The 26,572-nt window shown below is 55.4% G+C and carries 24 protein-coding genes; 11 read left to right on the plus strand and 13 right to left on the minus strand.

Annotated elements, in window-relative coordinates:
- Window positions 1-447 precede the first annotated feature (447 nt).
- Window positions 448-1,608, plus strand: coding sequence for a molybdopterin-synthase adenylyltransferase MoeB (moeB, locus tag KK078_RS10500; RefSeq protein ID WP_254090221.1), 1,161 nt, complete (start codon window positions 448-450; stop codon window positions 1,606-1,608).
- Window positions 1,609-1,686: 78 nt separating this feature from the next.
- Here moeB and KK078_RS10505 read toward each other — a convergent pair whose 3' ends face one another.
- From KK078_RS10505 to KK078_RS10550, 10 genes are all read right to left on the minus strand, one after another.
- Window positions 1,687-2,106, minus strand: coding sequence for an OsmC family protein (locus KK078_RS10505; protein ID WP_254090222.1), 420 nt, complete (start codon window positions 2,104-2,106; stop codon window positions 1,687-1,689).
- Window positions 2,103-3,500, minus strand: a complete 1,398-nt coding sequence (locus KK078_RS10510) for a sodium:solute symporter family protein (RefSeq protein ID WP_254090223.1) — start codon at window positions 3,498-3,500, stop codon at window positions 2,103-2,105. The genes KK078_RS10505 and KK078_RS10510 overlap by 4 nt, the downstream gene beginning before the upstream one ends.
- A 71-nt stretch (window positions 3,501-3,571) precedes the next feature.
- Complete coding sequence (locus KK078_RS10515) at window positions 3,572-4,480, minus strand: DUF5777 family beta-barrel protein (RefSeq protein WP_254090224.1); 909 nt, start codon at window positions 4,478-4,480, stop codon at window positions 3,572-3,574.
- A gap of 4 nt (window positions 4,481-4,484) precedes the next feature.
- On the minus strand, window positions 4,485-5,027 hold the full coding sequence (locus KK078_RS10520) for a YceI family protein (protein WP_254090225.1): 543 nt from the start codon (window positions 5,025-5,027) through the stop codon (window positions 4,485-4,487).
- A 5-nt stretch (window positions 5,028-5,032) separates the two neighbouring features.
- Window positions 5,033-5,392, minus strand: a complete 360-nt coding sequence (locus KK078_RS10525; protein ID WP_254090226.1) for a hypothetical protein — start codon at window positions 5,390-5,392, stop codon at window positions 5,033-5,035.
- A gap of 665 nt (window positions 5,393-6,057) precedes the next feature.
- On the minus strand, window positions 6,058-6,246 hold the full coding sequence (locus tag KK078_RS10530) for a hypothetical protein (protein WP_254090227.1): 189 nt from the start codon (window positions 6,244-6,246) through the stop codon (window positions 6,058-6,060).
- A complete protein-coding gene (locus KK078_RS10535) occupies window positions 6,243-9,401 on the minus strand; it encodes a cyclic nucleotide-binding domain-containing protein (protein WP_254090228.1) in 3,159 nt (1,052 codons plus the stop codon). The genes KK078_RS10530 and KK078_RS10535 overlap by 4 nt, the downstream gene beginning before the upstream one ends.
- Window positions 9,402-9,501: 100 nt before the next feature.
- Window positions 9,502-10,125 (minus strand): OmpH family outer membrane protein, encoded by a 624-nt coding sequence (locus KK078_RS10540; RefSeq protein ID WP_254090229.1) that lies wholly within the window; start codon window positions 10,123-10,125, stop codon window positions 9,502-9,504.
- Between the two features lie 73 nt (window positions 10,126-10,198).
- On the minus strand, window positions 10,199-10,756 hold the full coding sequence (locus tag KK078_RS10545; protein WP_254090230.1) for a hypothetical protein: 558 nt from the start codon (window positions 10,754-10,756) through the stop codon (window positions 10,199-10,201).
- Between the two features lie 143 nt (window positions 10,757-10,899).
- Entirely contained in the window at window positions 10,900-11,409 is a 510-nt protein-coding gene (locus KK078_RS10550) for a gamma carbonic anhydrase family protein (RefSeq protein ID WP_254090231.1), read from the minus strand.
- 171 nt (window positions 11,410-11,580) lie between these two features.
- Here KK078_RS10550 and miaB point away from each other — a divergent pair, with 171 nt between their 5' ends.
- The 6 genes from miaB (at window position 11,581) to KK078_RS10580 (ending at window position 17,178) form a co-directional block, all read left to right on the plus strand.
- On the plus strand, window positions 11,581-13,038 hold the full coding sequence (miaB, locus tag KK078_RS10555; protein ID WP_254090232.1) for a tRNA (N6-isopentenyl adenosine(37)-C2)-methylthiotransferase MiaB: 1,458 nt from the start codon (window positions 11,581-11,583) through the stop codon (window positions 13,036-13,038).
- Between the two features lie 14 nt (window positions 13,039-13,052).
- Entirely contained in the window at window positions 13,053-14,321 is a 1,269-nt protein-coding gene (locus tag KK078_RS10560) for a sigma-54 interaction domain-containing protein (protein ID WP_254090233.1), read from the plus strand.
- Window positions 14,305-14,853, plus strand: a complete 549-nt coding sequence (gene lptE / locus KK078_RS10565) for an LPS assembly lipoprotein LptE (protein WP_254090234.1) — start codon at window positions 14,305-14,307, stop codon at window positions 14,851-14,853. Before KK078_RS10560 ends, lptE begins: the two co-directional genes overlap by 17 nt.
- Before the next feature lie 34 nt (window positions 14,854-14,887).
- Window positions 14,888-15,865 (plus strand): hypothetical protein, encoded by a 978-nt coding sequence (locus KK078_RS10570; RefSeq protein WP_254090235.1) that lies wholly within the window; start codon window positions 14,888-14,890, stop codon window positions 15,863-15,865.
- Between the two features lie 3 nt (window positions 15,866-15,868).
- The gene (gene secG / locus KK078_RS10575) at window positions 15,869-16,228 is read left to right on the plus strand and encodes a preprotein translocase subunit SecG (protein WP_254090236.1); all 360 of its coding nucleotides are present in this window, start codon (window positions 15,869-15,871) and stop codon (window positions 16,226-16,228) included.
- Window positions 16,229-16,326: 98 nt separating this feature from the next.
- Window positions 16,327-17,178, plus strand: a complete 852-nt coding sequence (locus tag KK078_RS10580) for a transketolase (RefSeq protein WP_254090237.1) — start codon at window positions 16,327-16,329, stop codon at window positions 17,176-17,178.
- 74 nt (window positions 17,179-17,252) lie between these two features.
- Here the strand turns inward: KK078_RS10580 and KK078_RS10585 are convergent, their stop codons facing one another.
- The 3 genes from KK078_RS10585 to KK078_RS10595 all read right to left on the minus strand — a co-directional run bounded on the left by KK078_RS10585 (window position 17,253) and on the right by KK078_RS10595 (window position 22,460).
- Window positions 17,253-18,542, minus strand: a complete 1,290-nt coding sequence (locus tag KK078_RS10585) for a hypothetical protein (RefSeq protein WP_254090238.1) — start codon at window positions 18,540-18,542, stop codon at window positions 17,253-17,255.
- Between the two features lie 344 nt (window positions 18,543-18,886).
- Window positions 18,887-20,932: an OPT family oligopeptide transporter gene (locus KK078_RS10590; RefSeq protein ID WP_254090239.1), complete on the minus strand. Its 2,046-nt coding sequence runs from the start codon at window positions 20,930-20,932 to the stop codon at window positions 18,887-18,889.
- 28 nt (window positions 20,933-20,960) lie between these two features.
- Window positions 20,961-22,460 (minus strand): peptide MFS transporter, encoded by a 1,500-nt coding sequence (locus KK078_RS10595; RefSeq protein ID WP_254090240.1) that lies wholly within the window; start codon window positions 22,458-22,460, stop codon window positions 20,961-20,963.
- A gap of 188 nt (window positions 22,461-22,648) precedes the next feature.
- Between KK078_RS10595 and pckA the strand changes: the two genes are divergently transcribed.
- The 4 genes from pckA to KK078_RS10615 form a co-directional block, all read left to right on the plus strand.
- Complete coding sequence (pckA, locus tag KK078_RS10600) at window positions 22,649-24,262, plus strand: phosphoenolpyruvate carboxykinase (ATP) (protein ID WP_254090241.1); 1,614 nt, start codon at window positions 22,649-22,651, stop codon at window positions 24,260-24,262.
- Between the two features lie 187 nt (window positions 24,263-24,449).
- The gene (locus KK078_RS10605) at window positions 24,450-24,929 is read left to right on the plus strand and encodes a hypothetical protein (protein ID WP_254090242.1); all 480 of its coding nucleotides are present in this window, start codon (window positions 24,450-24,452) and stop codon (window positions 24,927-24,929) included.
- A gap of 217 nt (window positions 24,930-25,146) precedes the next feature.
- Window positions 25,147-25,932 carry a M15 family metallopeptidase gene (locus tag KK078_RS10610; protein ID WP_254090243.1) on the plus strand — a complete coding sequence of 262 codons (786 nt, stop codon included), beginning with the start codon at window positions 25,147-25,149 and terminating at the stop codon, window positions 25,930-25,932.
- A 2-nt stretch (window positions 25,933-25,934) separates the two neighbouring features.
- Window positions 25,935-26,572, plus strand: a 638-nt coding sequence (locus KK078_RS10615; RefSeq protein ID WP_254090244.1) for a family 1 glycosylhydrolase, incomplete at its 3' end; no start/stop codon positions are given.

The raw sequence follows: 26,572 nt of genomic DNA on the forward strand, positions 1-26,572 counted from the left end.
AAAGGCCGGAGCGGCGATTCAGCCGTATCCTACCGGCCTGGGAGCCGGCATTGACACACGATCAGCGAATATCAGGATGCATTATCTGGCAGACGCGCGCAGGGCCAGGCCAGTATAACGGAAGAATACACAAAGGGCGGCGCCGCGTGCGGCAGTCGACAAAAAAGCCAGCGATTTTTTTTCATAGACAGTGGGTTTTTAAGATTAAAGACGCCAGAAGAAAACGGACTATGTACAAAGGGGATACTTGCAGGGGCCTGATCACGACCATCACCAGAAGACTCAATATCACCTAATCCCTGGAAGAGTATATAAATGTAGGACTAAATATGATATTCGCTACACCCGCAGGGATAAAAATTAAGGAACTAAGCAGGCGTTATTACGCTTATACAGACGGCTACCCGGCATTGGGTATTTTCAGCAACACGCGTACCTTTGAGATCCATGAATACACTTACAAACGAAGAGATCAAGCGCTACGGAAGACACCTGGTGTTGGAAGAGTTTGGCATGAACGGACAACAGCGACTCAAGCAAGCGCGGGTGTTGGTGGTGGGTGCGGGAGGCCTGGGCTCTCCTTCCCTGCTCTATTTAGCCGCCGCCGGCGTAGGTACGCTCGGCATCGTCGACTTTGACACCGTCGATCTTTCGAACCTGCAACGACAGATCCTGTTTACGACAGCGGACATCGGCCGCAACAAGGCGGTGGCCGCCGCCGGACGACTGCAGCAATTGAACCCGACCATTACCCTCCGTACACATACCGCGCGTATTACGGCGGCGAACGCGCCGGAGCTGGTGGCGGCCTACGACGTTGTGCTGGACGGCACCGATAACTTCCCCACGCGGTATCTGTTGAACGATGCCTGTGTGTTACTGGACAAGCCGCTGGTATACGGCTCGATCTTACGCTTCGAGGGCCAGGTTGCCGTCTTTAACTTCCGGTATGCCGACGGCCGTTACAGCGCCAACTACCGCGACCTGTTTCCGGTGCCGCCCGACCCGGCGTCGGTGCCCAACTGCGAGCAGGCGGGCGTACTGGGCGTGCTGCCCGGCATGATCGGCAGCATGCAGGCCAACGAGGTGATCAAAATACTCACCGGCGTGGGCGAACCCCTGGCCGACCGGCTCTTGTTATTGGACAGCACCACCATGCGTCAGCAGGTGATCCGCATCAAGCCGCAGGGCGGCCGCGACAGCATAAAACAATTATTGGATTATGATGAATTTTGTGGGATAAGTGCTGATAAATCCAAATCTTTGAACGTTAATAATCAAGACTATACCATGAAAGAAGTTACCGTACAGGAGCTGAAAGAGATGATGGACTCCGGAGCAGATTTTCAACTGATCGACGTGCGGGAGCCGCATGAATTCGACATCTGCAACCTGCAGGGCGAGCTCATCCCCCAGGCCGACGTTCCGCACAGCGTAGACCGTATTTCAAAAGATAAAAAAGTCGTGATCCACTGTCGCAGCGGCGCCCGGAGCGGCAACATGGTACAGTGGCTTGAAAAGAACCATGGCTTTACCAACCTGTACAACCTGCAGGGAGGCATCCTGGCATGGGCCCGCGATATCGATCCTGAAATGCCGACATACTAAAGGAATCAGTATGAGCGTGATAAAAAAGGCCGCCCCGAGGATATCAGGGCGGCCTTTTTATATACCCGCGCTTTCGCGTTATTCCAGCACTTCGAAGCTGTACGTGATCTTTGCGTTCTTTTCCAGGGTACGCGCTACCGAGCAGTATTTTTCTACCGATAAGCTTACAGCTTTTTCGGCTTTCTGCGGATCGATGTTTCCGTACAGGCGAAAGTGCGCGTGCACCTCGGTGTAGAGCGACGGTACGGCGTCCTTCTCACGCTCGCCGGTAATGGTGATTTTGATGTCGCGCAGGTCCTGGCGTTGTTTCTTTAGTACGCTGATGACGTCAATGCCGCTGCAGCCGCCCATGGCGGCCAATAACATCTGCATCGGGCGCATGCCGTTGTTGCCACCGCCGATGTCGGGCGAGCCGTCCATCTCTACGCGGTTGCCCTGCTCATTTACCGCCTCCATGTGGTAGGCGTCGTTCAAGCGATTTACTTCTATCTTTATCATAAGGCTTTTACTTCTGTTTGTTGTTGCTGGGGCCACACCAGGCTGCCGGTCACCATGGCCACCAAACTTACCAGCGTGGCCGGCACCAGGCTGGGCCACTCCGTTTCGTATAGTTCAGCGATAATCCATGTTGCCATGCCCAGCGCCATGGCCAACAATGCTCCTGTGCTGCTGGAGCGTTTCCAGTAGATGCCCAACGTGAGGGGGGCAAACAGCGACACCAGGCTGAGGATGGACGACTCGCCCACCAACTCGTAAATATTGCTGCGCATACACGCCATGGCGGTCGCTACACCGGCAAAGACCAGTACCGAAAGGCGGGTGAGCAGCAGGAACTGCTTGTCGTTATAGCGGTGCCGTGTCAGCGGCTTTACCAGGTTTTCGGAAAAGATCGATGCCGGCGCGAGGATGGCGGAGCTGGCCGTGCTCATAATGGCCGAGAGCAGCGACCCGAAGAACAGGATCTGCACCGGCAGTGCCGTGTGCGCCAGGACCATGTTGGGCAACGCCATCTGCGGGTCGCCGGCGATCATTTCCGGGTAAAGGTGTTTGGTGCAGAGGCCTATAAAGATCGGGAACATGGCAATCGTCAGATACAGGAACGCCGCATAGTAACACGAAAGTTCCGCGGTGCGCGCCGAACCTGCCGACATCGATCGCTGAAAGACGTCCTGCGAGGGAATAGACCCCAACCCCAGGACCGACCACGCGGCGAGGTATGTCACGATCTCGCGCAGATCCCACGCCGGCAGAAAACGGAACGTTTCGGCGGGTACCTCGTGCAGGATGTTGTCCAGGCCGCCCGCTTTGCCCGTCAGGATCACCGCCAGGATGACCATGCCGAGGATGATGATGACACTTTGGATAAAGTCGGTAATGGAGATGGCCCACATCCCCCCGATGTAGGTATATACCGTAACGACCACCGCGCTGATCACGATCCCCTGCCACAACACCAGGTCCGTCACGGCGGTGAGCACCAACCCCATGGCCACCAGCTGGGCGGCGATGTAGCCTACGTAGGGAATGGCCAGGAACAAGCTGGCGATGAGCTCGGTGGTCTTGCCGTAGCGCACCTTGAAGAAATCGCCCAGCGTAAGCAGGTTCATGTGATACAGCTTGCGGGCAAAGAACAAACCGAACAAGAGCAGGCAGAGTGCCGCCCCGAAGGGGTCTTCCATGACGGCGTACAAGCCGCCCTGGATAAATTCCGACGACGCGCCGAAGACCGTTTCCGACCCAAACCAGGTGGCGAACAACGCCGCCGAAGAGATGGCGATCGGCAGGCTTCTCCCGGCCAGCATAAAATCGCCGGAGGTTTGCACCCGGCGGGACGCCCAGATCCCTACCAGCACGGTCAGGATGAGGTAAACAATGATAAAAGCAAGCAGCAACGTACTACAAGGTTATGGCATGACCGCTAAAATTAGGAAAGATCGCCGGGAATTCCGCATACCCTGCCCTCCTAACGACGCTCTTGCTTCTTCAGCTGAAATGTGCGTGTGACGTTAAAGCCCAGGTGGATCTTACCGTCGAAGAAATCGCCCTGGGTCTGCGTAATGAAGGTACGCTCCGTCAGGCTGGTGGTGTTGGTCAGCACGAGCTGGAATACGTGGCCTCCGGTCTCGATGTCGATGCCGAACCCCAGGGAGTTATACCGGGGCGACAACGTTTGTGCCTCCAGCACATCGTTGTCAGGTGGATCGAGACGGTAATAATATTCCGTCGTAAGCGCTACGCTCCGCGTGAGTTTTAACCGGCCACCGACGCCCAGCGCCACGTGGTCGTTGCGTTCAACGGTCTTGCTGACGGCATTCTTGTGAATGAACGTCGGCATGAGCTGCAGTGACAACCGCGGCGAGAACTTGCGCGCCAGCAGCAGCTGCCCGGTGTATGCGAGCCGGTCAACCGTTTCGAAACCTTCCGGTTCGTCGTCGCGCCGGGGTGAAATGCTATAGGCCACGCCCCCGAGCGCCGTCAGGGTAAAGGGGAAGCTCTTCTGGCCCGAGCGTTGCGAAAGGGCCTTGTATTTCACGTAACTGTCCATGATCTTGTCTGCCGAGTTACGGCCGATGCTCACCGACAGGTTGTCGGTAATGCCGTAATCCAGGCCGAGGCGCACAAAGGCTTCGTCCAGGCCGAACATCTCGTACACGCCGCCGTCGAGCGGGCCGAAGCGGTGGGCAAAGATGAACTCCAGCGTACCGGCCTGCTTGGTCTCGATCGTGTGGCCGTTGACCAGCCGTGTGCCCTTGAACGTGGCAATGGTATAATCCGTCCCGGGTTTGGTTTTGTTAAGCTCGTCCAGCAGGTCACCCTGGGCGTGTGCCAGCAGTGGCAGGAGGAAGACAAAAGGTAGTATTCTTCTCATCATAGCATTATTGGGCGCGGTAATTAAAATCGACGGTGACCTCTACCTGCTGGGCAATATTCTGCCAGACGATCTGAGGCACCTTGATGGCGTAGTCCTGAAGCTTGAGGATAAAATTTGCCTTCATGGCCAGCATCCCGCCTTTGCGTTCGACGGTTCCGGGGAATTGCACGTCCTTCGTCACACCGTGAATGGTCATCCTGCCGACGGCGTTCACTTGCTGCAGACCCTCTACCGCCGGGTCGAACCCGACGATCTTTCCTTCGAAGGATGCCCGCGGATATTTTTCCGACTCCACGTACTTCTCGTTGAAGTGGACCTGCATCAGTTTCTTGGGGAACTGAAAGTCTTTCATGTTGAGCAGGTAGGCGATCTCCCCTTTTGACGCATCAAAGATGCTGCTCACGTTGGTGTTGGTGGCGGCAATGTCTTCGATCACGCCATCGGAATGAAACGATATGCTGGATTGCTCCAGCACAAACCGCTGCTGGGCGAAGCCGCGCGAGCCTGTGAGCAAGAGGCTGATCGAGAATAAAATGGTAAACCTCATGCGCACTAGTCCCCTCGTGCTCCGTTTTCGATCCAACAATACAAGGCGTTCTTTTCAGATTCCGTCAGGCTTCCTGTCCGCGGCATGTGGTCGGGGTCGGTCGCGGGTAGTTGTGTACGGCGTTGGACCTCCGCGGCGTGCTCCTGCAGATTGCTGAGCACTTTCCAGTCGGGAATTCCGCTCGCGCCGTCGTGGCAGCCCGTGAAAGCACATTTGGTGTTGATGACGGGAACAATGTTCTGGGTGTAATCTACATCGGCCGTGGTACAGTCTACACCGGCGGGGGCCGGCTCATCCTGATTGTGGTAGACACAGGCCTGCGTAACGGCAAGCAGCAGTACCCAGGCACACAGAGGGGTCTTCATATTCAAATATACAGTAACTTTTCAAGTGGCAGTAACTGCCGGGAAGTTTATCGCGGGGGCTGCCGGCGGGCTGACAGGGCTCCTATGGGTTTCCCCGGGGCGGCGACGGGGCAGGGATAACTTTAGTACGGCTTATCCCCGGCTTTGGTGTGGCTTTGGTATGGCTGAATATCGCTGTAAGGTCGCTATAAGGTCGCTGAAAGGTCGCTGAAAGGTTGCCGAAAGGTTGGTCCTTTATCTGAAAACATCGGTGTGCATGCTATACCTTATAAATCGGGTCTTGCTGTACGGGATGTATAGTATACAAACGGTATAAAATGAGAATCCCCCGAAATCCTGGACTCCGGGGGATAATCACTGTCTATAGTTGGCTTTAATCTTGAATCAAAGGTATAGTGTCATTGCTTTCCGGCCATGCCCTAATCGGCCACTTGATGGTAACGCAGATGAACGGAATATTACGGGGGATGAAGAGCATTTGGCGCCCTGTACAAATGAAAATCCCCCGAAGTTCTCGACTAAGGGGGATTGTCATGTCTATAGTTGGCTTTAATCTGTACCAAAATTAGGTTTTTTTTCGATTTCTACAACCGATTGCGCAATAAATACTACAAAACTTCTATCGCCCGGTTCATTTCCCCAAAATTATCACTGTCTTGCCAACGTTACCGGTGGGTTGCAGAATCGGCGGCGGCGGTGTCACCCTTTTGCCGATAGGTGTCCCTGATACGCTCCTGCAGCTGTGGTTTTGAGCCGGGAAACGTCGTCCGCCGGCTGATATCATAGCTCACCCAGGCGATACCCGCCACAAACACGACTGCCATGCCGGCAAAGATCTTCTTACTACGTGTCATATATACTCTACTACTTTGTCGGCCAGCTCCACGTTGTCGGACAACAGCTCGTAAAACTGATCCTTGTTCAACTTGAGGATCACCGATGTCGAGGTCGCCAACAATATATTCGTGTTCACATCGTTCGGAAAGCCCAGCATCTCACCGATAAACTGTCCGGGCGCAAAGGTGCTCACGTGCTCGCCCCGCTGTTGCAGGGCCACCTCTCCTTTTACCAACACGTAAAAGTGGTTGTTCGCCCGCTCGTCGAGGGTCAGCGACTCGCCGTTCTTCAACCGCAGCTCTTCGCTCAGGTCGGCCAGGTATGACAGGGTCACGCCGGGCACACCCTCGAAAATATCGCTCTTCTGGAAGAGCAGGATCTTTTCAAATCGTGTCATGCGCCGCGACTGGATGATAAGTGTATCGAGCTCACGCTTGATATCGGCGCCTAGCCGCTTCGTGTTCATCTCGTATTCGGCCGTGCTGATCTGGTGCAGGGCCCACGCCGACACTTCCCGGATGAGCAGGTCGGGGTTAAACAGCTGGGCGATCAGGTCGAGCTTAAATTCTTCGATGCGCTGCGTACCGATCTGGAACAGCACACAGGCCTTTGTCCACCGGTTGGACTGCGTAAAGTCGCGGTTGATGATGAACTTCAGCACCAGGCGCGAGTCGAGCTTGATGCGCGGGTAAAAGTTCTCGAGCCGGCTGATGCGTTCGGCTTCGGAGATGTCGTCGAGGATGGGGATGACGCGCTGCTTCAGCTGTTCCGACAAAAAGACATCGAGCAGCTCGATGGCGTACGTCACACCTTCGGCCGTGCCGCTGTCGATGTTCTCTTTCACCAGCTGGATGGAGCGCGTGTCGTACAACATCGTCAGCAGCATGTAAATGTGCTCGATGTCGCCGTTGATCTCGTGCTGCAGGGCCGTTTTGATCTGCTCGCTGAAGCTTTCGTGGCCAACTTCCTGGATGGCGCTGAGGTTCCAGCTGATGTCGGCCATATCCGACTCGATGGCGTATTTGATGCGGGTGATCTGCGAGATGCCCGCTTTAAACCCGCACTCGCCCAACGACAGCAGTACCTGCGACACGACGACTTTGTTGGGGTAGTCGATCTTGTTCCACAGGATCTCCTTGGCCCGCTGCCCTCCTACCCGGCCGATGACTTGCACGATGCGGAGCATCATCTGTGTGCTCTGGCCACTGCGGTAGAACGCCGTGTCCAGGGCCTGCAGGGTCGGCGCACCGATCTGCACCAGCGCGTTCATGGCCTGGTTGCTATAGATGGCGCTGCCCAGGTTTTCGATCACCGCGTTGATGATCTCGGGCGTATACTTCTGGATCGAGGTCTTGATGGCCGTGTTGCGCACGGTGGGCTCGCTGTCGATCAGCAGCTCCAGGAGGAACGACGTGCACTCGTCCCGCGAGGTGTGCTGCAGCAGCTCGGCCGCATAGTGACGGTCGTTGACGTTGTTCGACCGGGCGAGCTTGCGGATGCGCGCTTGTGTGATGTCTCCCCCGTGCTGAATGATGAGCTGCAGCTCGCTACGGCTCAGAATGTTCTTTTGCGCGCTGTCGACCCGATTCTCGTCCAGCCGGATAACATACTGGTCCGACACCGACAGACCCTTGAGCTCGTTCATTTTCTCCTGTGCGTAGTGGCGTACCGGTTCAGCTTCGTTCCGCATCAGGCTGTTGACCCACACCCGCACGTGGCCGGCGTTGATCTTTTCCAGGAGCTTATACGAGAACACGGCCTTTGACCCCTGGGGGATGTCGAGCATGCGCTCCAGCTTCTGGGTGATCTGCGTAAATCCTTTTTCGAGCTTCTCCTGCCGGATGTCCGATCCTTCGAGCTTGATGCGGATGTTGTTGCGATACCCCTGGTACATCCCGCCCACCACGACGAAATAGGCCCCGGCCAGCAGGATCAGGAATGCCGAGATATAGAGCATGTTAAAGAACGGCACAAACGCCAACCCGAAGATGGCCAGGCCGGCTACAAAGCGGGCCACCTCGTTCATCAACCCTTCTACCTTGGACTGTACGCTGAAGCGCAGCCGGTTGTCGAGGGGAATAAAGAAGAGCTTGAACACGGGGTTCTCGAGCGAGTCGCGCAGCGTCCAGTTGAAGAGGCGCGTCAACGCCACGAACAAAAAGAAGTATATAAACCCCGTAGGGGCCAGTTCTTTTTCAAACCCGAAGCTCAGGCCGAAGCCGATACAGCCCGCGGCGAACAGCGCCGTGACGGCCGGCAGGATGATGAGCGATACGCGCAGCCCGTAGTTGCTGATGATGCGCTGGTTTACGAACGTCTGCATGATCAGGCTGATGCCGTACACCGCCCCCACGAAGAACGAGTTGAAGTTGGTCAGCGAGCGCTCGTCGGTATATTGTTTGGTCACCAGCTCCTGGAAGGAATACTGGCTGAGCACAAACATCACCATGGAGATGAGCAGGAACACGCACAGTGTGCGAATGTACTTGTCGCCAAACAGCTTGACCAGCCGTGTTTCGCGCCGGACGGCCACCCCGAACTCGCGGGGGTCGTTCTTGGACAAGGTAAAGGACGACGCGATGGCCAGCAGCAGGACACACACCATGGCAATGCTGATGGCGCACACCAGCAGGTAGTTGGAGGTATCCTGGATGATCTCCGACGTGAACGGAATGGCTACCAGCGTGGCCAGGATGGCGGCGATGAGCTGGCCGGTATCGATCCAGCCGATGATGCGCTTGGACTGGCGGAAGTTAAACAGCCGGCCGAAGATGCCCCAGAAGCTCAGCAGCAGGATGGCCGTCATGGGGCCGGACATGCAATAGAGCGCGAAGATGAAGTAGTTGTGCCAGGCCTGGTCCCCGAAATTCAGCAGCCAGTAGGCCCCCAGTGTAAAGGCCAGGATGAGCGTAACAGCCCCCAAGGCCAGCGTTGTAAACCGGATACGGTTTTGAAAAAAGGCGAAAGAAGAGGTGGTGATGATCCCGAGGCCCCCGGCCACCAGAAAGGCTTTGTCGAGGTAGCTGCCCATGCGGTTGAGGAACAGCGAATCGGCGGTAACCTGGTACGTGGCGATAAACACACCCATGAAAAAGCCTGTACAGAGCATCAGTACAATCTGCTTTTGCTCTTCGCTCTTGATGCGCAACGCGTTCGCTAGCCCTTTCGCCATACGGGGATAATCGTCAAAGATAAAAAAATCCGGCCCCGATGAAACATCAGAGCCGGATTTTAGCAAAGGTTGCAGGTGTACCCGTGACGGGTATACCGGCTTATTTTGTAGCCGTGGAGTCTTTCTTCGGCGCTGTGCCGCCCTTCTCGGCAGTATACTCGCTGTTCAGACCAGTGATCACATCCTGCGATATATCCAGGGCATCGTTGGCCCACAGCACGTCGCTGGCGGGGTCGCGCTTCAGCACCACGTGCAGACCTTTCTCTTTGCCATACTTCTTGAGGTACTCCGTCACGCGGGTGTACAGCTCGCGGTTCAGCTTTGCTTCCTCTTCCATCAGCGCCTGGCTCAGGCTTTGCTGATACATTTGCAGATTCTGTTGCTTTTTGCCCAGCTCCTCTTCTGTAGCGCGTACTTGTCCCAGGGTCATGCTCGATACATTGCGTTGGTACGCTGCGATCTCGTTCTGCAGGCCTTGTGCACGGTTACGGAAATCCTGCTCCATCTTCTTGGTCTTATCCTCCAGCGTGATCTTTTCGGCTTTCAGGTACTCGTAGTACTTCAGTACGGTGTCGGAATTGATGTAGGCCACCGACAGCTCGCCCGGCTCCACGGAAGCACCTGCCGTGCCGCCAGCCGGCTTATCTTTTGAAAAATGAAGGAAAAACAGGACACCAACCGCAATCAGCAGCACGATGTTGAGGATCAAGGAAAGATTCTTCATGGTTAAGGTTCAAGTTCAGGGCGCAAATATGGTCAGAATTTAATAAACGGCAAACGGGTGCGCCCCGCTGACCTTAATCGGCTTCCTGGGTCTGAAACGTATAGAGGGTGGCGTCCAGCTTGAGGGTGTCGTCGTTGAATTCGCGGATGAATTTCTCGACCACCTTGGGGGTAATGACCTCCACGTGCAGGCCGGCATCGAGGCTTACGCCAAATTCGACATTGGCGTCGAGGTCGACATGCTCTTTTACTTTCACGGCTTCATCCTCTTCGAGCTCCATGATCACTTCGGCCATAAACAGGCCTATCTCCTCCTCCAGCGGATCGAGCGCTTCGAGGTTTCCGTTCTCGTCTTCGTCGTAGGTGATCTTTTTGTATTGCGGGAAATGCTTGGCTGCGCGGTGCTCTGCAATTTCATAGAGCTCGCTCTCGTGCTGCAGGCGCAGCGTATAGATCACGGCGTCGTATACTACGTCGCGGCCTTCGTACTTGCCTATAAAATAGAAGTGGGCATACTCGTCCGAGTTCTCGTCGTCTTCGTCATAAATAAAGCTTCTCCCCGAAGCTTTTATCCGGGCCCGGTAGTCGTCTAAAACGTCCTGCGTAAATCCCATGTTCTCTAATGCTGGCATACCGCGATTATCCTTATGATGTCTTTTGCTTTAATTTAAAAAATAAAATGGTAAACGCCGCAATTTTTCCGGCGCAACGCGGGGGCTTTATTCTTGTCGCAATTTCCGGGTGCGGGCGTAAAAAAGCAATGTCGAATTCGTGTTTATTTGAACCATTCCGCGTACATCGGGTAATTTCCCGCCGTACGGCGGATCACCGCCCGCATCTCGTCTGTGATGTCTTTTACGCGGCGGGCGGGCATGCCTGCATAGATGCTGCCCGGCTCCACCTGGGTGCCTGCCAGTACCACGGCCCCTGCTGCGATGACCGAATCACTGCCGATCACGGCGTCGTCCATGACAATGGCGCCCATGCCGATGAGCACATTGTCGTGTACCGTGCACCCGTGCACAATGGCATTGTGGGCAATGGATACGTTGCTGCCGATCACAGTTTTGGCCTTCTGGTAGGTACAATGGATGACGGCGCCGTCCTGAATGTTGGTGTTGTCGCCGATCGTGATGGCGTGCACATCGCCCCGCACCACGGCGTTAAACCACACGGTGCAGTTGTCGCCCATGACGACCTCCCCCACCACGGTGGCGTTGTCGGCCAGAAAACAGTTTTTCCCAAAGCGGGGCTCATGCCCACGAACGGATTTAATCAGCGCCATGTTATGGATGTGTCAGATATGATATTGGCGGCAAGGTACAAACCGAATTCCACAGTGACTACGCGCATTTGGCGCAAAACAGCGTTCTCCCCGATAGTTTCACTGACAAGATGTCACTTTTAAACACTAAAAATTGTATTTTTGCGATTTACTGAGCAACGACCATCGACCATGAAAAATCTGATCGAAGACCTGGATGTCATAACACCCCGTGAGACCGAAGCATGTGAGACCTTCCAGGTGTCCAAGGATCAAAACACCGGCAAAGCCCGCAAGCTGTATATCGAGAGCTATGGCTGCCAGATGAACTTCTCCGACAGCGAGATCGTGGCCTCGATCCTGCAAAAGGAAGGCTTTGACACTACCTCGGATATATTACAGGCCGACGTGGTCTTTTTAAATACCTGCTCCATTCGCGAGAAAGCCGAGCAGACGGTGCGCCAGCGTCTGACCGTAATCAACTCCATGAAAAGGCAGAAGCCCGAGATGCTGGTGGGTGTACTGGGCTGTATGGCCGAGCGCCTCAAGGCGAAGTTATTGGACGAGGAGAAGATCGTTGATCTCGTGGCCGGGCCGGATGCTTACCGCGATCTGCCGGCCCTGATCGGCCAGGTTGACGAAGGCGAAAAAGCTATCAACACCTTCCTGTCACGCGAAGAGACCTATGCCGACATCAGCCCCGTGCGGTTGAATTCCAACGGTGTTACGGCCTTCATTTCTATCATGCGCGGTTGTGACAACATGTGCTCCTTCTGCGTGGTGCCGTTCACCCGCGGCCGCGAGCGCAGCCGTGATCCGCAGTCCATCGTGGCCGAAGCGCAAGACCTCTTCAACCGTGGCTACCGCGAGGTAACGCTGCTGGGGCAGAACGTGGACTCCTATAAATGGAGCCCTGAGAACAACAACAAGGCCTGGCTTGAAAAGCACGGCGTTAACGAGGTAATCACCTTTGCCAACCTGCTCGACCAGGTGGCCCGGGTGAGCCCCGACCTGCGCATCCGCTTTTCGACCTCGCATCCTAAAGACATTACCGATGATGTGCTGCATACCATGGCCCGTCATGAAAACATTTGTAAAAACATACACCTTCCCATGCAGAGCGGCAACACCCGTGTGCTGGAACTAATGAAGCGCGACTACACGCGTGAATGGTACCTGGAAAAGGCCATCACCATACGCCGGATCCTCGGCGAAGATTGCGGCCTGTCGTCGGACATGATCGCCGGCTTCTGTTCGGAGACCGAAGAAGAGCACCAGGATACGCTCAGCCTCATGGACGCCGTGCAGTATGACTTCGCCTATATGTTCTTTTACTCCGAACGCCCGGGCACACCCGCCGCGAAGAAATACGCCGACGACATTCCGCTGGACGTAAAGACCCGCCGCCTGAATGAGATCATTGCGAAACAACGCGCACACTCGCTGCTGCGCAACCAGCGCAGTGTGGGCAAAGTACACAAAGTACTGATCGAAGGATTTTCAAGAAAATCGGAAGACTACCTGCAGGGCCGCGATACGACCAACAAGGTAATTGTCTTCCCGCGTGAACAATACCAGAAGGGACAGTACGTCCAGGTATTGGTAGAAGAGTGTACCGGCGGCACGCTGATCGGCCGCGCAGTACAATAACCAACAACGAAGTTATGGCAATTACAGACACCGAGATACAGAATGTAAAACAGCGGTTTGGCATCATTGGCACGTCGCCGCTGCTCAACAATGCCGTCAATGTGGCCGTACAGGTGGCCCCGACCGATATGTCCGTACTCATCACCGGCGAAAGCGGTAGCGGTAAGGAATCGTTCTCCAAGATCATTCACCACCTGAGCGCGCGCAAGCACGGACAGTTCATCGCCATCAACTGCGGCTCCATTCCCGAAGGCACGATCGACTCCGAGCTTTTCGGACACGAAAAAGGGTCTTTTACCGGCGCCCACGAGGCCCGCAAGGGGTACTTTGAAGTGACCAACGGCGGCACGATCTTCCTGGACGAGATCGGCGAAATGCCGCTGGGTACGCAAGCCCGATTGCTGCGCGTGCTGGAAAACGGCGAGTTCATTAAAGTAGGCTCTTCCAAAGTACAGAAGACCGATGTGCGCGTGGTGGCGGCAACCAACGTCAACCTTATGCGCAACGTAGCGGAAGGCAAGTTCCGCGAAGACCTCTATTACCGCCTGAGCACCGTACCGATCTATGTGCCGCCGCTGCGGGAACGTGGCCGCGACATCGAGCTGCTCTTCCGCAAGTTTGCATCGGACTTTGCCGAGAAATACCGCGTCAAGCCCATCTCGCTGACAGACGACGCCAAGGACGTGCTGCTGAAGTATCGTTTTCCGGGCAACATCCGCCAGCTCAAAAACCTGGTGGAGCAGATCTCCGTGCTCTCGACGGACGAGAAGGAGATCAATGCCGACACGCTGCAGCGCTACCTGCCCAAGGAAAACAGCCTGCCGGCGCTCTATAAAAACGCCGCCACCGACAAGGACGGTGTGTCGGAGCGCGACATCTTATACAAGGTCCTGTTCGATATGAAAAAGGACTTTAACGATCTGAAGAAGCTCGTGCTGGATACCTACTCCAACCAGGGCAAAGCACAAGTGGTGAAGGATCACCCGGACCTGTTCGACGGTGTCGAGGCCACCGAGCATCACCATCACCCGGCAGCGGCGTCGGAGCCGGTGCTGCTGAACGTGTCGCCCTCGCTGCCCGACGACGACGCCCATGTGGAAGATATACACGACATCAGCCACGAGACCGAAGACGATTCACTCTCGATCGAGAAGAAAGAGAAGGAGCTGATCCTGCGGGCGCTGCAAAAAAATAACAACCGCCGTAAATATGCGGCACGGGATTTGGGAATTTCCGAGCGAACCCTATACCGTAAAATCAAGCAATATGATCTGGAAGAATAATACCGTCACCACGATGCAGGTGACGGCCATTGCCCTGGTAGCCTCGCTGGCCGTTGTCTTACAAAGCTGTGGTGTCTACTCGTTCAACGGCTCGGCCACCCAGGCGAAGACCATTTCGATGTCGGAGTTCTATAACAACGCCGACCTGGGGCCCGCCAACATGGGCCAGACCTTTACCAACGACCTGAAGAACTACCTCATTCAGAACTCGAACCTGTCGGTGGTGCAAGACAACGGCGAGCTGCAGATGGACGGCGAGATCACCGACTTCCGCCTGACGCCCATTGCGCCGGTGGCCACGGGTGATCAGGGCCAGTTCAGCAACGCCTCGTCGACCCGGCTGACCATTACCATCAAAGTGACGTACGTCAACACGCTGGACGAGACCATGTCCTTTAAGGACAAATCGTTCTCGTTTTACCAGGATTTTACGAACGATCAGAACTTCACTGACATAGAAGAGCGACTGACTAAAGACATTTTTGCACGTCTCGTCAACGACATCTACAACGCGTCTGTTGCCAACTGGTAAAATTTACTATTTTTACCAATCAGGCTCATTTACTGTGGAAAAAGACCTCTTCATACACGTACTGAAACACTACCCCGAGAGCTCCTCGGCGGAAGCGCAGGCCGTCCTTTCCCTGAAGGAGGCATTTCCCTATAGCCAAATGCTGCACGTCCTGTCTGCCCGGGTAGCCAAGGACCACGGTTTTACCAGCCACCAGGCGGAGCTGCAACAGGCGGCCGTCTATGCTGCCGACCGCGGCGTGCTGCGCGAAATGATGACGCTGGAAACCTCCCCCATGCAACTTGCGCCGGGATCCCTCGACGTCATTCCCAGCGTTACGTATGCCAATCAGCCGGCTGCCACCGCGCCGCCAGAAGCGGACGACAATTTAGCCGAAGAGGTGATCCAGGACCTGGAACGCCTGCACGCGCTAAAAGCAAACTTTGAATCGCTGTTCACGGGCAGTGCCACGCCGGCGCCATCGCAGGAAGCCTCTGCGGCGGTTGTGCTGCCGCCCGTTACGGGCGAAGAAACGCACGAGGAAGGCGATGCGGTCGATCCGGAGCATGACCAAAGCCCGATAAAATCCAGGAAGCAGCGCATCATCGAGCTGGCACGGGCCGCCGCCCATCAACACGCCGCGCCACCGGAGGCGGAAACACCTGCCACGCGCAAACGCGGTAAAAAAAAGGATAACAACGGCGAAGAGCTGATCGATGAGATCGCCAACAAGGAAGCGCTGGCGCCGGAAAACGATAAGCAAAAAGAGCAGCTGGAGATGATCGATCAGTTCATCCGCAGCGCGCCCAGCATTGCACAATCCAAAGAAAAACCGCTGCCACCGCCACAGGGCGACCTTTCTACCATCAAAACCGGCGAGTTTGGCGACAACATCGTATCCGAGACCCTGGTTGAGATCCTGCTCAAGCAAGGAAAGAAAGACAAAGCCATCGAGGTTTTAAAAAAGCTTATTTGGAAGTTTCCACAAAAAAAGGCTTACTTTGCGGCGCAAATTGAAGATTTGAAAAAATAACTTATGTATACACTTGTCATTAGCCTGATCATCCTGTTCGCTGTTTTATTGGTGCTTGTTATCCTGGCACAAAACTCCAAAGGGGGTGGTCTCACCAGCCAGTTCGGAGGCTCTGCGGCCAGCAACATCATCGGCGTAAAGAAGACTGGCGACCTGCTGGAAAAACTGACCTGGACGTTCATTATCGCCATCATGATCCTGACGCTGTCCACCAACTACATCGGCGTAAGCCGTGGCACGGAAGGCAGCAACAAAATGCTGGACCGCGCCGGTGAGCAAGCGCCTGCGCAAACTGCGCCGGATCTGAACAGCCTTGGTACCGACAGCGCTGCCGGCGCCCCGGCCGAAACTCCTGCTCCGTAAGCACATTCATTACAAAAGAATAGAATAAGGGCATCCACCAGATGCCCTTTCTTTTTGTCAAAATTTAAAGCATCTTCGCGGCAAACATACCGACATTCATGAGCCAGACAACAGACCTGAATAATCTTCGTAAGCTAAGCTCTCAGATCCGCCGAGACATCGTTCGCATGGTACACGCCTGTCAATCAGGCCACCCGGGCGGCTCGCTGGGTTGCACCGACTTCTTTGTAGCCCTGTACTTCAAGATCATGAAGCACGACCCCAAGTTCAACATGAACGGCAAGGGCGAAGACATATTCTTTCTTTCCAATGGCCACATCTCGCCGGTGTTCTATTCTACACTGGCACACGCCGGCTACTTTGATAAAAAAGAGCTCGCTACCTTCCGGATGCTGAACTCGCGCCTGCAAGGCCACCCCGCTACACACGAGCATCTGCCGGGTATCCGGATCGCCTCCGGATCGCTGGGCCAGGGCCTGTCGGTCGCCAACGGTGCGGCACAAGCCAAAAAACTGGACAAGGACGACCGCTTCGTATACGTCCTCATGGGCGACGGCGAGCTTCAGGAAGGTCAGGTTTGGGAAGCTGCCATGTACGCCGGCGCCAATAAAGTAGATAATCTCATTGCCACAGTTGACTATAACGGCCAGCAGATCGACGGCCCTGTAGACAAGATCCTGTCGCTGCTCAACCTGCGCGCCAAGTGGGAAGCCTTCGGTTGGATCGTGCAGGAGTTCAACGGCAACAACCTGGACGAGGTCGTAGCAGGTCTGGAGAATGCCCAGAAGCTTGCCAAGAACGGCAAGCCGGTGATGAACCTGATGAAGACCGAAATGGGCTACGGCGTAGACTATATGGTCGGCTCGCACAAGTGGCACGGTGTTGCTCCCAACGACGAAGAGCTCAAGAAGGCGCTTGCTCAGCTGGAAGAGACCCTGGGCGATTACTAAGCGTTAGAAAAGCTTATATAAAAAAGCCTGACTGTCAGACGACGGCCAGGCTTTTTGTTTACGTGAGGGCGATATTACTGCGTAATATGCTCTACCGACTTAGTCAAAATCTCTGTCCAGGTCATCGACGTATTGTCTATCAGGGCAGGTTTTACATCTACATCAAAATAGCTGGTGTACCCGGCATATTCCCGCAATTCCGTCGTGTAGCTAACGGCATTCTCCGCCAGCTCGGCGAAGGATCGCTTCATGTTTCCCGAGCTCAGGGTCACGCTCGCAGGGATTACCGGAACATTGACCTCATATTGCCCTGTCGGGCCGTGTATCCTCCAATCCGATTGATTACCATCCAATGAAGCCAGCACCTGCAATCTCACCGCATCGGCCGTACCGGTTGTCTCCCAGGTAAATCGATTGTCGTTTTGAGCATAGAGAAATGTTGCGTCCATATACTTCATCGTCGTCGCCATTTCACTGCCCTTATTCGAATAGACATTAGAAACGTTGCCGGACCGCGCCGACAGCGTTACGCTGTAGGACGTAAAAAAGTCGGGCATAACGGGAATGGTTTGGAATTCCTCCGGGCTTTCAAGAGACCGCACGCGCGACGTGGTATAATAGCGAAAATCGCCATCGCTGTTGATACCGGTAATTTGCCATGCGGCAAATTCCGCATCGCCGGGCCACGGAACGTCTATCGCTTCCGCCAGATTAAATTCGTTTAACTGAACCGTATAGGGTGTATTCTGCTCGTATTCGCCGTACAGATACTGAAAAGGCGCAGCATTCTTGGCGATCAGTACCTTCGACTTTTGAGACCATGTCGTAAAGCCAATCTTTACCCCGGTGTCGGTACGTTCAAATTGCTCAGCGGTAGAATACGGTACTCTCGGTCCTGAGTTTGTAATAGAAAGCCGATCACCCTCATAGCCGTCCACGTTTACCGTTACCTTGCCCACCGCGGCTCCTGGGGTGCTGATCGTCGCAAATCCGTATTGCCCAAACGGCACCTGGGCATAGGTGTCGACGCTTGTATACTTCGCGTGGTAGTTGCGGATCACCGTGAGGGTTACGTTGTCTTCGGCAAAGTTTTCGGCCGCCTCAAAGGTGTGCGTTGCATTGTTCTTCAACTCGGCTGCGTCGAGCACGTTGCCTTGCTTATCCGATAGCACCATCCACGCGCTGGCGCCCGTGGGCACTACATTACCGGTAACCGTAAACGCCAGTTTTTTTGCTTCCGGCGTCTCGTCCGGATCTTCGTGCGTCTCCGGGTCCCCGGCGGGCGCCTTGGTTCCATCATCGTCGCTACACGCAAATGCCATCATGGCTACCAACACAACCATTGGCCAACATTTCATTTTCATAGATACTTCGGATTATTGTTAGATATAGGGTAAAGATACACGCTTCCCCCACACGCCATTCAACGCAACGGGTCCTGGCCAACGTCTGCCATGTATGTTTTTATACCCAAATAAAAAGGCCACCCCGGGAGGGTGACCTTTTTGCCTTATGGGAGGCTCAAATCCGGTGTGTCTTTGAAAATATCTATAGGAACTTCATTTTCTATATACGTAATATTTTCGTGTCGCTGTCCGAATCATTCCGGAGAATTATCAGAGTCGCGTATAATTTCATACTCCGGTTAATTTATACCCCCGTAAACAAATAGTATACAGTCGCCTGTATGGGTGGCTTTCACAGCGATCTATTTCTGCTTCGCCAACCGGTACAGCATGAACATCATCGCGACAAAGAATGCTACGCCCAGCAACTGATACGCATCGCTACCGATACCTGCCACCAGGTGGTGCTCCACATTCATCGAGTCCATAATCGTCGGAAGGGATACCGCCAGGATGGCCACCAGTACCCCAGTCAGGGCGCCACCGGCAATCAGACCTGTGGCAAATAAGCTGCCGCGGCTCAGTTCGTCTTCTTCTTTCTTCTCGCCCTTGCGTTCTGCATTCCAGTCGATATATCCTTTCAGCGCACCCCCGGCAAAGATGGGCAATGTAGTAGAGAGCGGCAGGTACAGCCCAATGGCAAACGCCAGTGCCTTGACGCCGCACAGCTCCATGGTAATGGCGATGAACACCCCAACCATCACAAACTGCCAGTCGAGGTTATACGACAGAATACCCTTGGCCAACGTAGCCATGAGCGTAGATTGCGGGGCCGGATATTTGTCGCTTCCAATCGCGTGCTGCAGGCCTTGCGCGACCATGTCGGGTGTAGGCGTATCGAGGATTTGCACAACCACACCAATAGCAACCGACGAAACAATGGCACCGATAAACAATGCCAACTGCTGGTAGCGTGGTGTAGCCCCCACGATATAACCCGTCTTGAGGTCTTGCGAAGTCCCACCCGCGTTGGAAGCGGCGATACAGATCATCCCCCCCACTACCAGTGCCAGCGGCTCATAAAACTTGCCGGACCAGCCCACGCTGGTAAAGATCAAACATGTACCCATCAGCGTGGCGATGGTCATACCCGAAATAGGATTGTTACTCGTGCCCACCAGCCCGACGATACGGCTGGATACCGTCACAAAGAAGAACCCGAAGACGACGATCAATATGCCGATAATGAGCTTTTGCAAAATATTGTCGCCGGGGATGATGTTATCCGGAAGCATGGCCGTCAGCAATACCAGGGCAATGCTACCGATGATAACGACCTTAAAGGTAAGGTCACGTTCCGTACGCACCACGTTGGTCTGAGTGCCCGCGTCGCTGCGCATGGAAGCAATGCTTTCGCGGAAAGAAGAAACGATCGTCGGAATGGTCTTGAGCAGGGTAATAAAACCACCGGCTGCTACGGCACCCGCACCGATCTGGCGAATGTATGCCCAGTAGATAGCATCAGCATAGCTACTAAAAGTATGCGCACCGGCATCCCACGCGCCGCGCCCGCCGGACGTGTTGATGTCGGCCAGGTAGCCCAGCTTTACCAACTGAAGGGCGATGGTATCGGGCGACACCAGCGTGGTCAACAGCGGCGTAAGCGCCCACCAGGCCAGCACCGAGCCGGCCACCAGGATGCCCGAAATGCGGGGACCGATGATATAGCCCACCCCCAGGTACTCTGGCGTAATCTCACCACGCGTCGCCGCCGACGGCCAGTACCGGTTGGCCTGTGTCGTGACAAACGACGGCACCTCGGCAATGACGTGAAATACTTTTTGCAACAAGGCATACACCATGGCCACGCCCATGCCGATAAAGGCAGTCTGCGCGAACACACCGCCTTTCTCGCCGGCCTGCAGTACCGACGCGCACGCCGTTCCTTCCGGATACGGCAGCACGCCGTGTTCTTTTACGATCAGCGACCGGCGCAGCGGCACCATCATGAGCGTGCCCAGCATTCCGCCAAAGGCCGCCAGGATCAGGATCGTTAAGTAATTGAAATAATGCTCGCCAATGCTTTCGCCGCTGGCATCGGGCGAAAGGAACAAAAAGCCCGGCAATGTAAACACCACCCCCGCTGCGATCGACTCACCTGCCGAGCCCGTGGTTTGAATAATGTTATTTTCGAGGATCGTCGTCTTGAGAAACTTCCGTCCCAGCGTAATGGCGATCACGGCAATGGGGATCGAGGCCGTCACGGTGAGCCCCGCTTTCAACGCCAGGTATACTGTCGACGCACCGAACAAAATGCCGAACAAAGAACCGACCAGTACGGACTTCACCGTAAACTCCGCCATCGTCGTCTCCGGCGGCACATACGGCTTAAACGTTTTATTTTCCATAGGATAGGTATAATGAGTTACACAGTCATTAGCGGATGTCGCCCATCAGCTTGCGGATAGGCTTGGCCAGCACCAGCACGATCACCCCTGCGACCAACATGATCTTCACGATCAGCGCAAACAGGTCGGTCATCAACGAGGGATCCTGGGCGAGCACCTCTTCGCTAAACTCCCCGGCATACAACCCTGCAAACAAGTTGCCCAGGGCCAGGGCCATAAAGAACACCCCCATCATCTGTCCCACCAGCCGCTTCGGCGCCAGCTTGGTCACTCCGCTCAGGCCAATGGGGTATAAACAGATCTCGCCGAAGGTATGCAGCATATAGGTCACCACCAGCCACGATACGCCCGGCTTATTGCCTTGCATGACAATCCCCGCCGCGCCCATCATGACCAGGTAGCCCAGGCCCATCCAGAACAAGCCCATGGCGAGTTTCACCGGCGTAATGGGGTTGAGCTTGCGCTTGGCCAGCGTAGACCACAGCCACGTGAAGACCGGCACAAACAAAAGCACAAAGATGGGCGGCGCCGACTGCAGCCAGCTGGCAGGCATGGTAAAACCACCAAAGAGGCGGTCGGCATAGCGGTCGGCAAACAGGTTGAGCGATGAGCCCTGCCCTTCATACCCGGCATAGAACGCCGTCGTCACGACAAAGAATATAAAGATGGCCAGCACTTTTTTCTTCTCGTCGGCCGTGAGGTTCTCGAAGATAAATACGTAGGCGAAGTATAGCAGCACGCTGATCAGCAGCACCACGCCGGAACCTTGCGCAAACACGACAGGGTTGATGGTAATGGTACGGGTCCACAACAGGGCCACCAGCGTTGCGAGGCCTATCCCGATGATCCACAACGCATAGCGGATGTTCCTCTCCAGCGCCTTTTGCCGTACGGGGTCGGCATGCCGGCTTGGCTCCAACCCTACTGTACCGAGATAATTGTCGGTAAGCTTATACTGGATCACACCCAACACCATGCCGACGCCGGCGGCGGCGAAGCCATAGTGCCAGTTGACATTTTCACCGAGGTAGCCCACGATGATGGGCGAGATCAGTGCGCCCGAGTTGATGCCCATGAAGAAGATGGAAAAACCGGCATCGCGCCGCACCTGGTCTTCCGGCGGGTAGATCTCGCCTACCATGCTGCTGATGTTGGGCTTCAGCATGCCGGTGCCCAATACGATAAAGAGCAGTCCGAGGAAGAAGGTTTCCTGCGAGGGCAGCGCGAGGCAGAAGTGTCCCAGCGCAATGATGCAGCCGCCATACAGGATCGAGCGTCGCAAACCGAAGAATTTATCGGCCAGCCACCCCCCGGGTAGCGCCAGCAGGTAGACGAACATGGTGTACAGGCCATAGATAGCGCCGCCGGTGCGGTCGTCCAGGCCCATCCCGCCTTTTTCGACGGAGGCAACCATGAACAGTAACAGCAAGGCCCGCATTCCGTAGTAGCTGAATCGCTCCCACATTTCGGTAAAAAACAACGTCGCAAGGCCACGCGGGTGGCCAAAAAAAGTTTTGTCTGTATTCATGAAAACAGATGATCAGCTTAGGTATAGGTCTCCCGGCAAAATGTTATTCCAAAATCGCCCGAAAGTAGGGCGAGAAATTGGTTTTCGCAAATGACCATTCCGGTCGCAAAGGAAACAAAAAATTCATTGCAAACGATTGAAACACTATAAAAATAGCTAACTTTGTTCAACTCATTAACCCAACAAACATGTTAGAATCCGGAACTAAGTCCCGATCCGTCGGGACGGACAGCTTTGGTATTCCCAAAGGAAAAGCGCATTGGAATTTATCGCCCGATGCGCTGGCGGAGCAAGCGCTCAGGCTGGGACAAGCGAAGAAGACGACCAGTGGCGCGCTGGCAATCGACACGGGTGAGTTCACCGGCCGGTCTCCGAAAGACAAGTTCACCGTGAAAGACGCCCTGACCCAGGACGCCGTCTGGTGGAACCAGTTCAACATTCCCTTTGCCCCCGACAAGTTTGCCCAGCTGCACGAAAAGATGCTGCAGTACTTTGAAGGCAAGGAGTTCTACGTGCGTGACGCATACGCCTGTGCCGACCCCCGCTACCGCCTGCGCGTGCGCGTGGTAAACGAGTACGCCTGGTCAAACCTGTTTGTGTACAACATGTTCATCCGCCCGACCGAGCAAGAGCTCGGCAACTTCGAGCCCGAGTGGCTGATCCTCAACGCCCCCGGCTTCCACGCCGACCCGGCGGTAGACGGCACACGCCAGCATAACTTCTCCATCATCGACTTCACCCGCAAGGTGATCCTGATCGGCGGCAGCGGCTATACCGGCGAGATCAAGAAAGGCATCTTTACCGCGCTCAACTTCATTCTGCCTCACCAGCAGAACGTGCTCGCCATGCACTGCTCGGCCAACGTCGGCGCGGCCGGCGACACGGCCATCTTCTTCGGCCTTTCCGGCACGGGCAAGACCACCCTGTCGGCCGACCCCAACCGCAAGCTCATCGGCGACGACGAGCACGGCTGGACGCCCGACAACGTCATCTTCAACTTCGAGGGCGGCTGCTATGCCAAGACCATCGACCTGTCGGAAGAAAAAGAGCCCGACATCTACCGGGCTATACGCCCCGGTGCCCTCCTCGAGAACATAGGCTACAAGCCGGGCACCACCGACGTGGATTACGCCGACGGCACGCGCACCGAGAACACCCGCGTGAGCTATCCCATCGACTATATCTGCAACACGGTACAGCCGTCGCTGGGCAGGAACCCCCGGAACATCTTCTTTCTGACGTGCGATGCCTACGGCGTGCTGCCGCCCATCGCGCGGCTCACACCGGGGCAGGCGGCGTTCCACTTCATCTCCGGCTATACGGCCAAGGTGGCGGGAACGGAAGCCGACGTGACCGAGCCCACCATGACCTTCTCCGCCTGCTTTGGCGCACCGTTCATGCCGCTGCACCCCGCCCGGTATGCTACCATGCTGAGTGACAAAATGCAGGAAGCCGGCGTGCGTGTATGGATGGTCAATACCGGTTGGACCGGCGGCCCCTATGGCACCGGCAAACGCATGAGCTTAAAATATACCCGCGCACTGATCACGGCGGCGCTGGAGGGCAAGCTTGACAACGTTGAGTATGAGAACCACGAGATCTTCGGGTTAGCCGTGCCCCTGTCTTGTCCCGGTGTGCCCGACGGCCTGCTCAACCCGCGCGACACGTGGGAGGATAAAGATGCATACGACCACAAGGCTCAATACCTGGCCGAAGCGTTCCTCAAGAACTTCGAGAAGTTCGCGGCCCTGGCCGATGCCGACATCCTGGCCGGCGCGCCCAAGCTCAAGGCCGATGCCTGATAATACTGTTGTTGGCTGAGAATAGAAGGGATTGATTGATCGATGCCGCCCCCACTGTCTGGGGCGGCATTTTTTTTCCAGTGAAAAGCAAAATTAACCGCTTACGAGAAATACGATGGTTTCCTGCCCTTACGTTTGTAACATGCTTATTAAACGTATTTCAAACAATAAAAAACCATCGCGAAGTATGAAGTCAACATTTTTAACGGGGATCTTTTTCCTGACCCTGGCTTCCGCACCTCTGTTCGCACAAGATGCGCAGAATGCGGCTGCCGTAACCGATGAAGAGCTGAAGAAGTATGCAGTGGCCATGGACTCGATCAACGAGATGCAGACGGAATTGTCGGGCGAGATCAAAGGCATGGTGAAAGAGAACAAAGCCGTACCGGTAGCACGATACAACGAGCTTTACAAGATCATCAACGACGAAACAAAACTACTCGAAGCACAGGCCACTCCCGACGAGATCCGCTTTGTAAAAGAAGTGATCGCCCATCGCGAAGAAGGCACTGCCAAGATCAAGGAAACGTACCAACTGCTGGCAAAGGACTACGTGGGCGTGGCTTCTTTTAACAAAGTGAAGAAAGCCCTTACAACCGACGAAACCCTCAAGACCAAATACCAGTCTATGATGGACGAATTGGGCAAGGACAACGCTATCAACTAACAGCCTGACCGCCAGGTGCCGCCACCGGCGTGCAAGAGGCTGCCCATCCGGGCGGCCTCTTTCGTTTTTACACGTTTTCCGGTTCGGAAACGCGTGCGCCCGTCCGGAACACCGAAAATATTACACCGGTAAAATCCCCGTTGGAAGCTTAACTTTTGGATAAAGTGCTAAATTGCTAAAAGTCATATTTTTGTGCCCTCGTATGACATTGAAAAAAATGCCGAAACCTCTCCTATCTGTCGTTGCTGCCATGACCCTGCTGAGCGGCGTATGTTTCACCGCCCAGGCGCAACACAGTTCCCTGTTTGCACCCTATGATTGCCGCGAGCATGCCGAGCTGTTTTACAGCGAACCGGTAGAGGAAGTGATCGTGCCGGACGACGCCATTACCGTGTCGCTGGAGGTAGAAGAAACTCCTGAGGTCGTCGATACCGTAAACGGTTGGAAACACTGGTGCTACGTCGAAAACTTCCATTATGGAAAAGACCGGGGCGCCATGCCGATGATCACCGATCTGAACGCCCTGCACCCCTACTTTCGCGACCGCATCAAGACACTGATCGAAACATGCAAAGCCAAGGGCATTACCCTGGCCGTCGTAGAATCTTACCGCACCCATGCCAAACAAAACGAGTACAAGGTCATGGGGAAGAAATATACGAACTCCGGCGGCGGCAAATCCAAACATCAGTATGGCCTGGCCGTTGACGTCGTGCCCGTGGTAGACGGCGTGGCCGTGTGGAACAACACCGCCCTCTGGAAACGTGTGGGCGTAGAAGGTGAAAAGCTCGGCCTCCGCTGGGGCGGGCGCTGGCGCAAGCCTTATGACCCCGGTCACTTCGAGTGGACCGGCGGCCTTACCTCCACCCACCTGGCGGTCGGCCAGCTGCCGACCATCCCGCGCGTAGAAGACCTCTATCCCTGCATGGCCGAAGACATCCGCATCCTGCGCCGGTACTGGAAGGAATGGGAAACCGCGCAGAGTGCGATGACACGTAAATAATCATGAGGCTAACGTTTCCCGAAAAATTCTTCTTCGGAACGAGCACCGCGGCCGTCCAGGTCGAGACAGCCTTTGAGCACGACTGGCAGGGCATCAAATGCCGCGACGGCCACGTGTTCGACCAAACGACCGACCACGAGCTACGCCTGGAGGAAGATGTGAACATCATCGCCACGCTGGCCCCGCACTACCGCATGAGCCTTATGTGGAGCAAGCTGCAGCGCGAGCCCTACGGTGCCTTTGACGAGCCTACCTGCCGGCATTACCACACGCTGCTCCAAAGCCTGAAAGCGCGCGGCATCACCATCATGATGGTGCTGCACCATTTCTCCAACCCCCTGTGGTTTGCCAAGCGCGGCGGCTGGGAGAAGGAAGAAAATATCCCGCTGTGGATCGACTACGCCCGTCGCGTGATCGACGAATACGGCGAATACATATCGTACTGGAATACCTTTAACGAACCGAACGTCTATGCCAGCTTCGGCTGGATCACGGGCTTCTTCCCGCCGTTCAAGATCAACCCCCTGGCGGCCGGCAAAGTGGTGATCAACATGGGCAAAGCCCACGCCCAGCTCTACGCCTACCTCAAGCCGCGGTTCCCACACCACCCCGGTCTCTTATCCACATCAGACGCTGCCGA

Source organism: Dawidia soli (assembly GCF_018598185.1).
Lineage (GTDB): Bacteria > Bacteroidota > Bacteroidia > Cytophagales > Cyclobacteriaceae > Ohtaekwangia > Ohtaekwangia soli.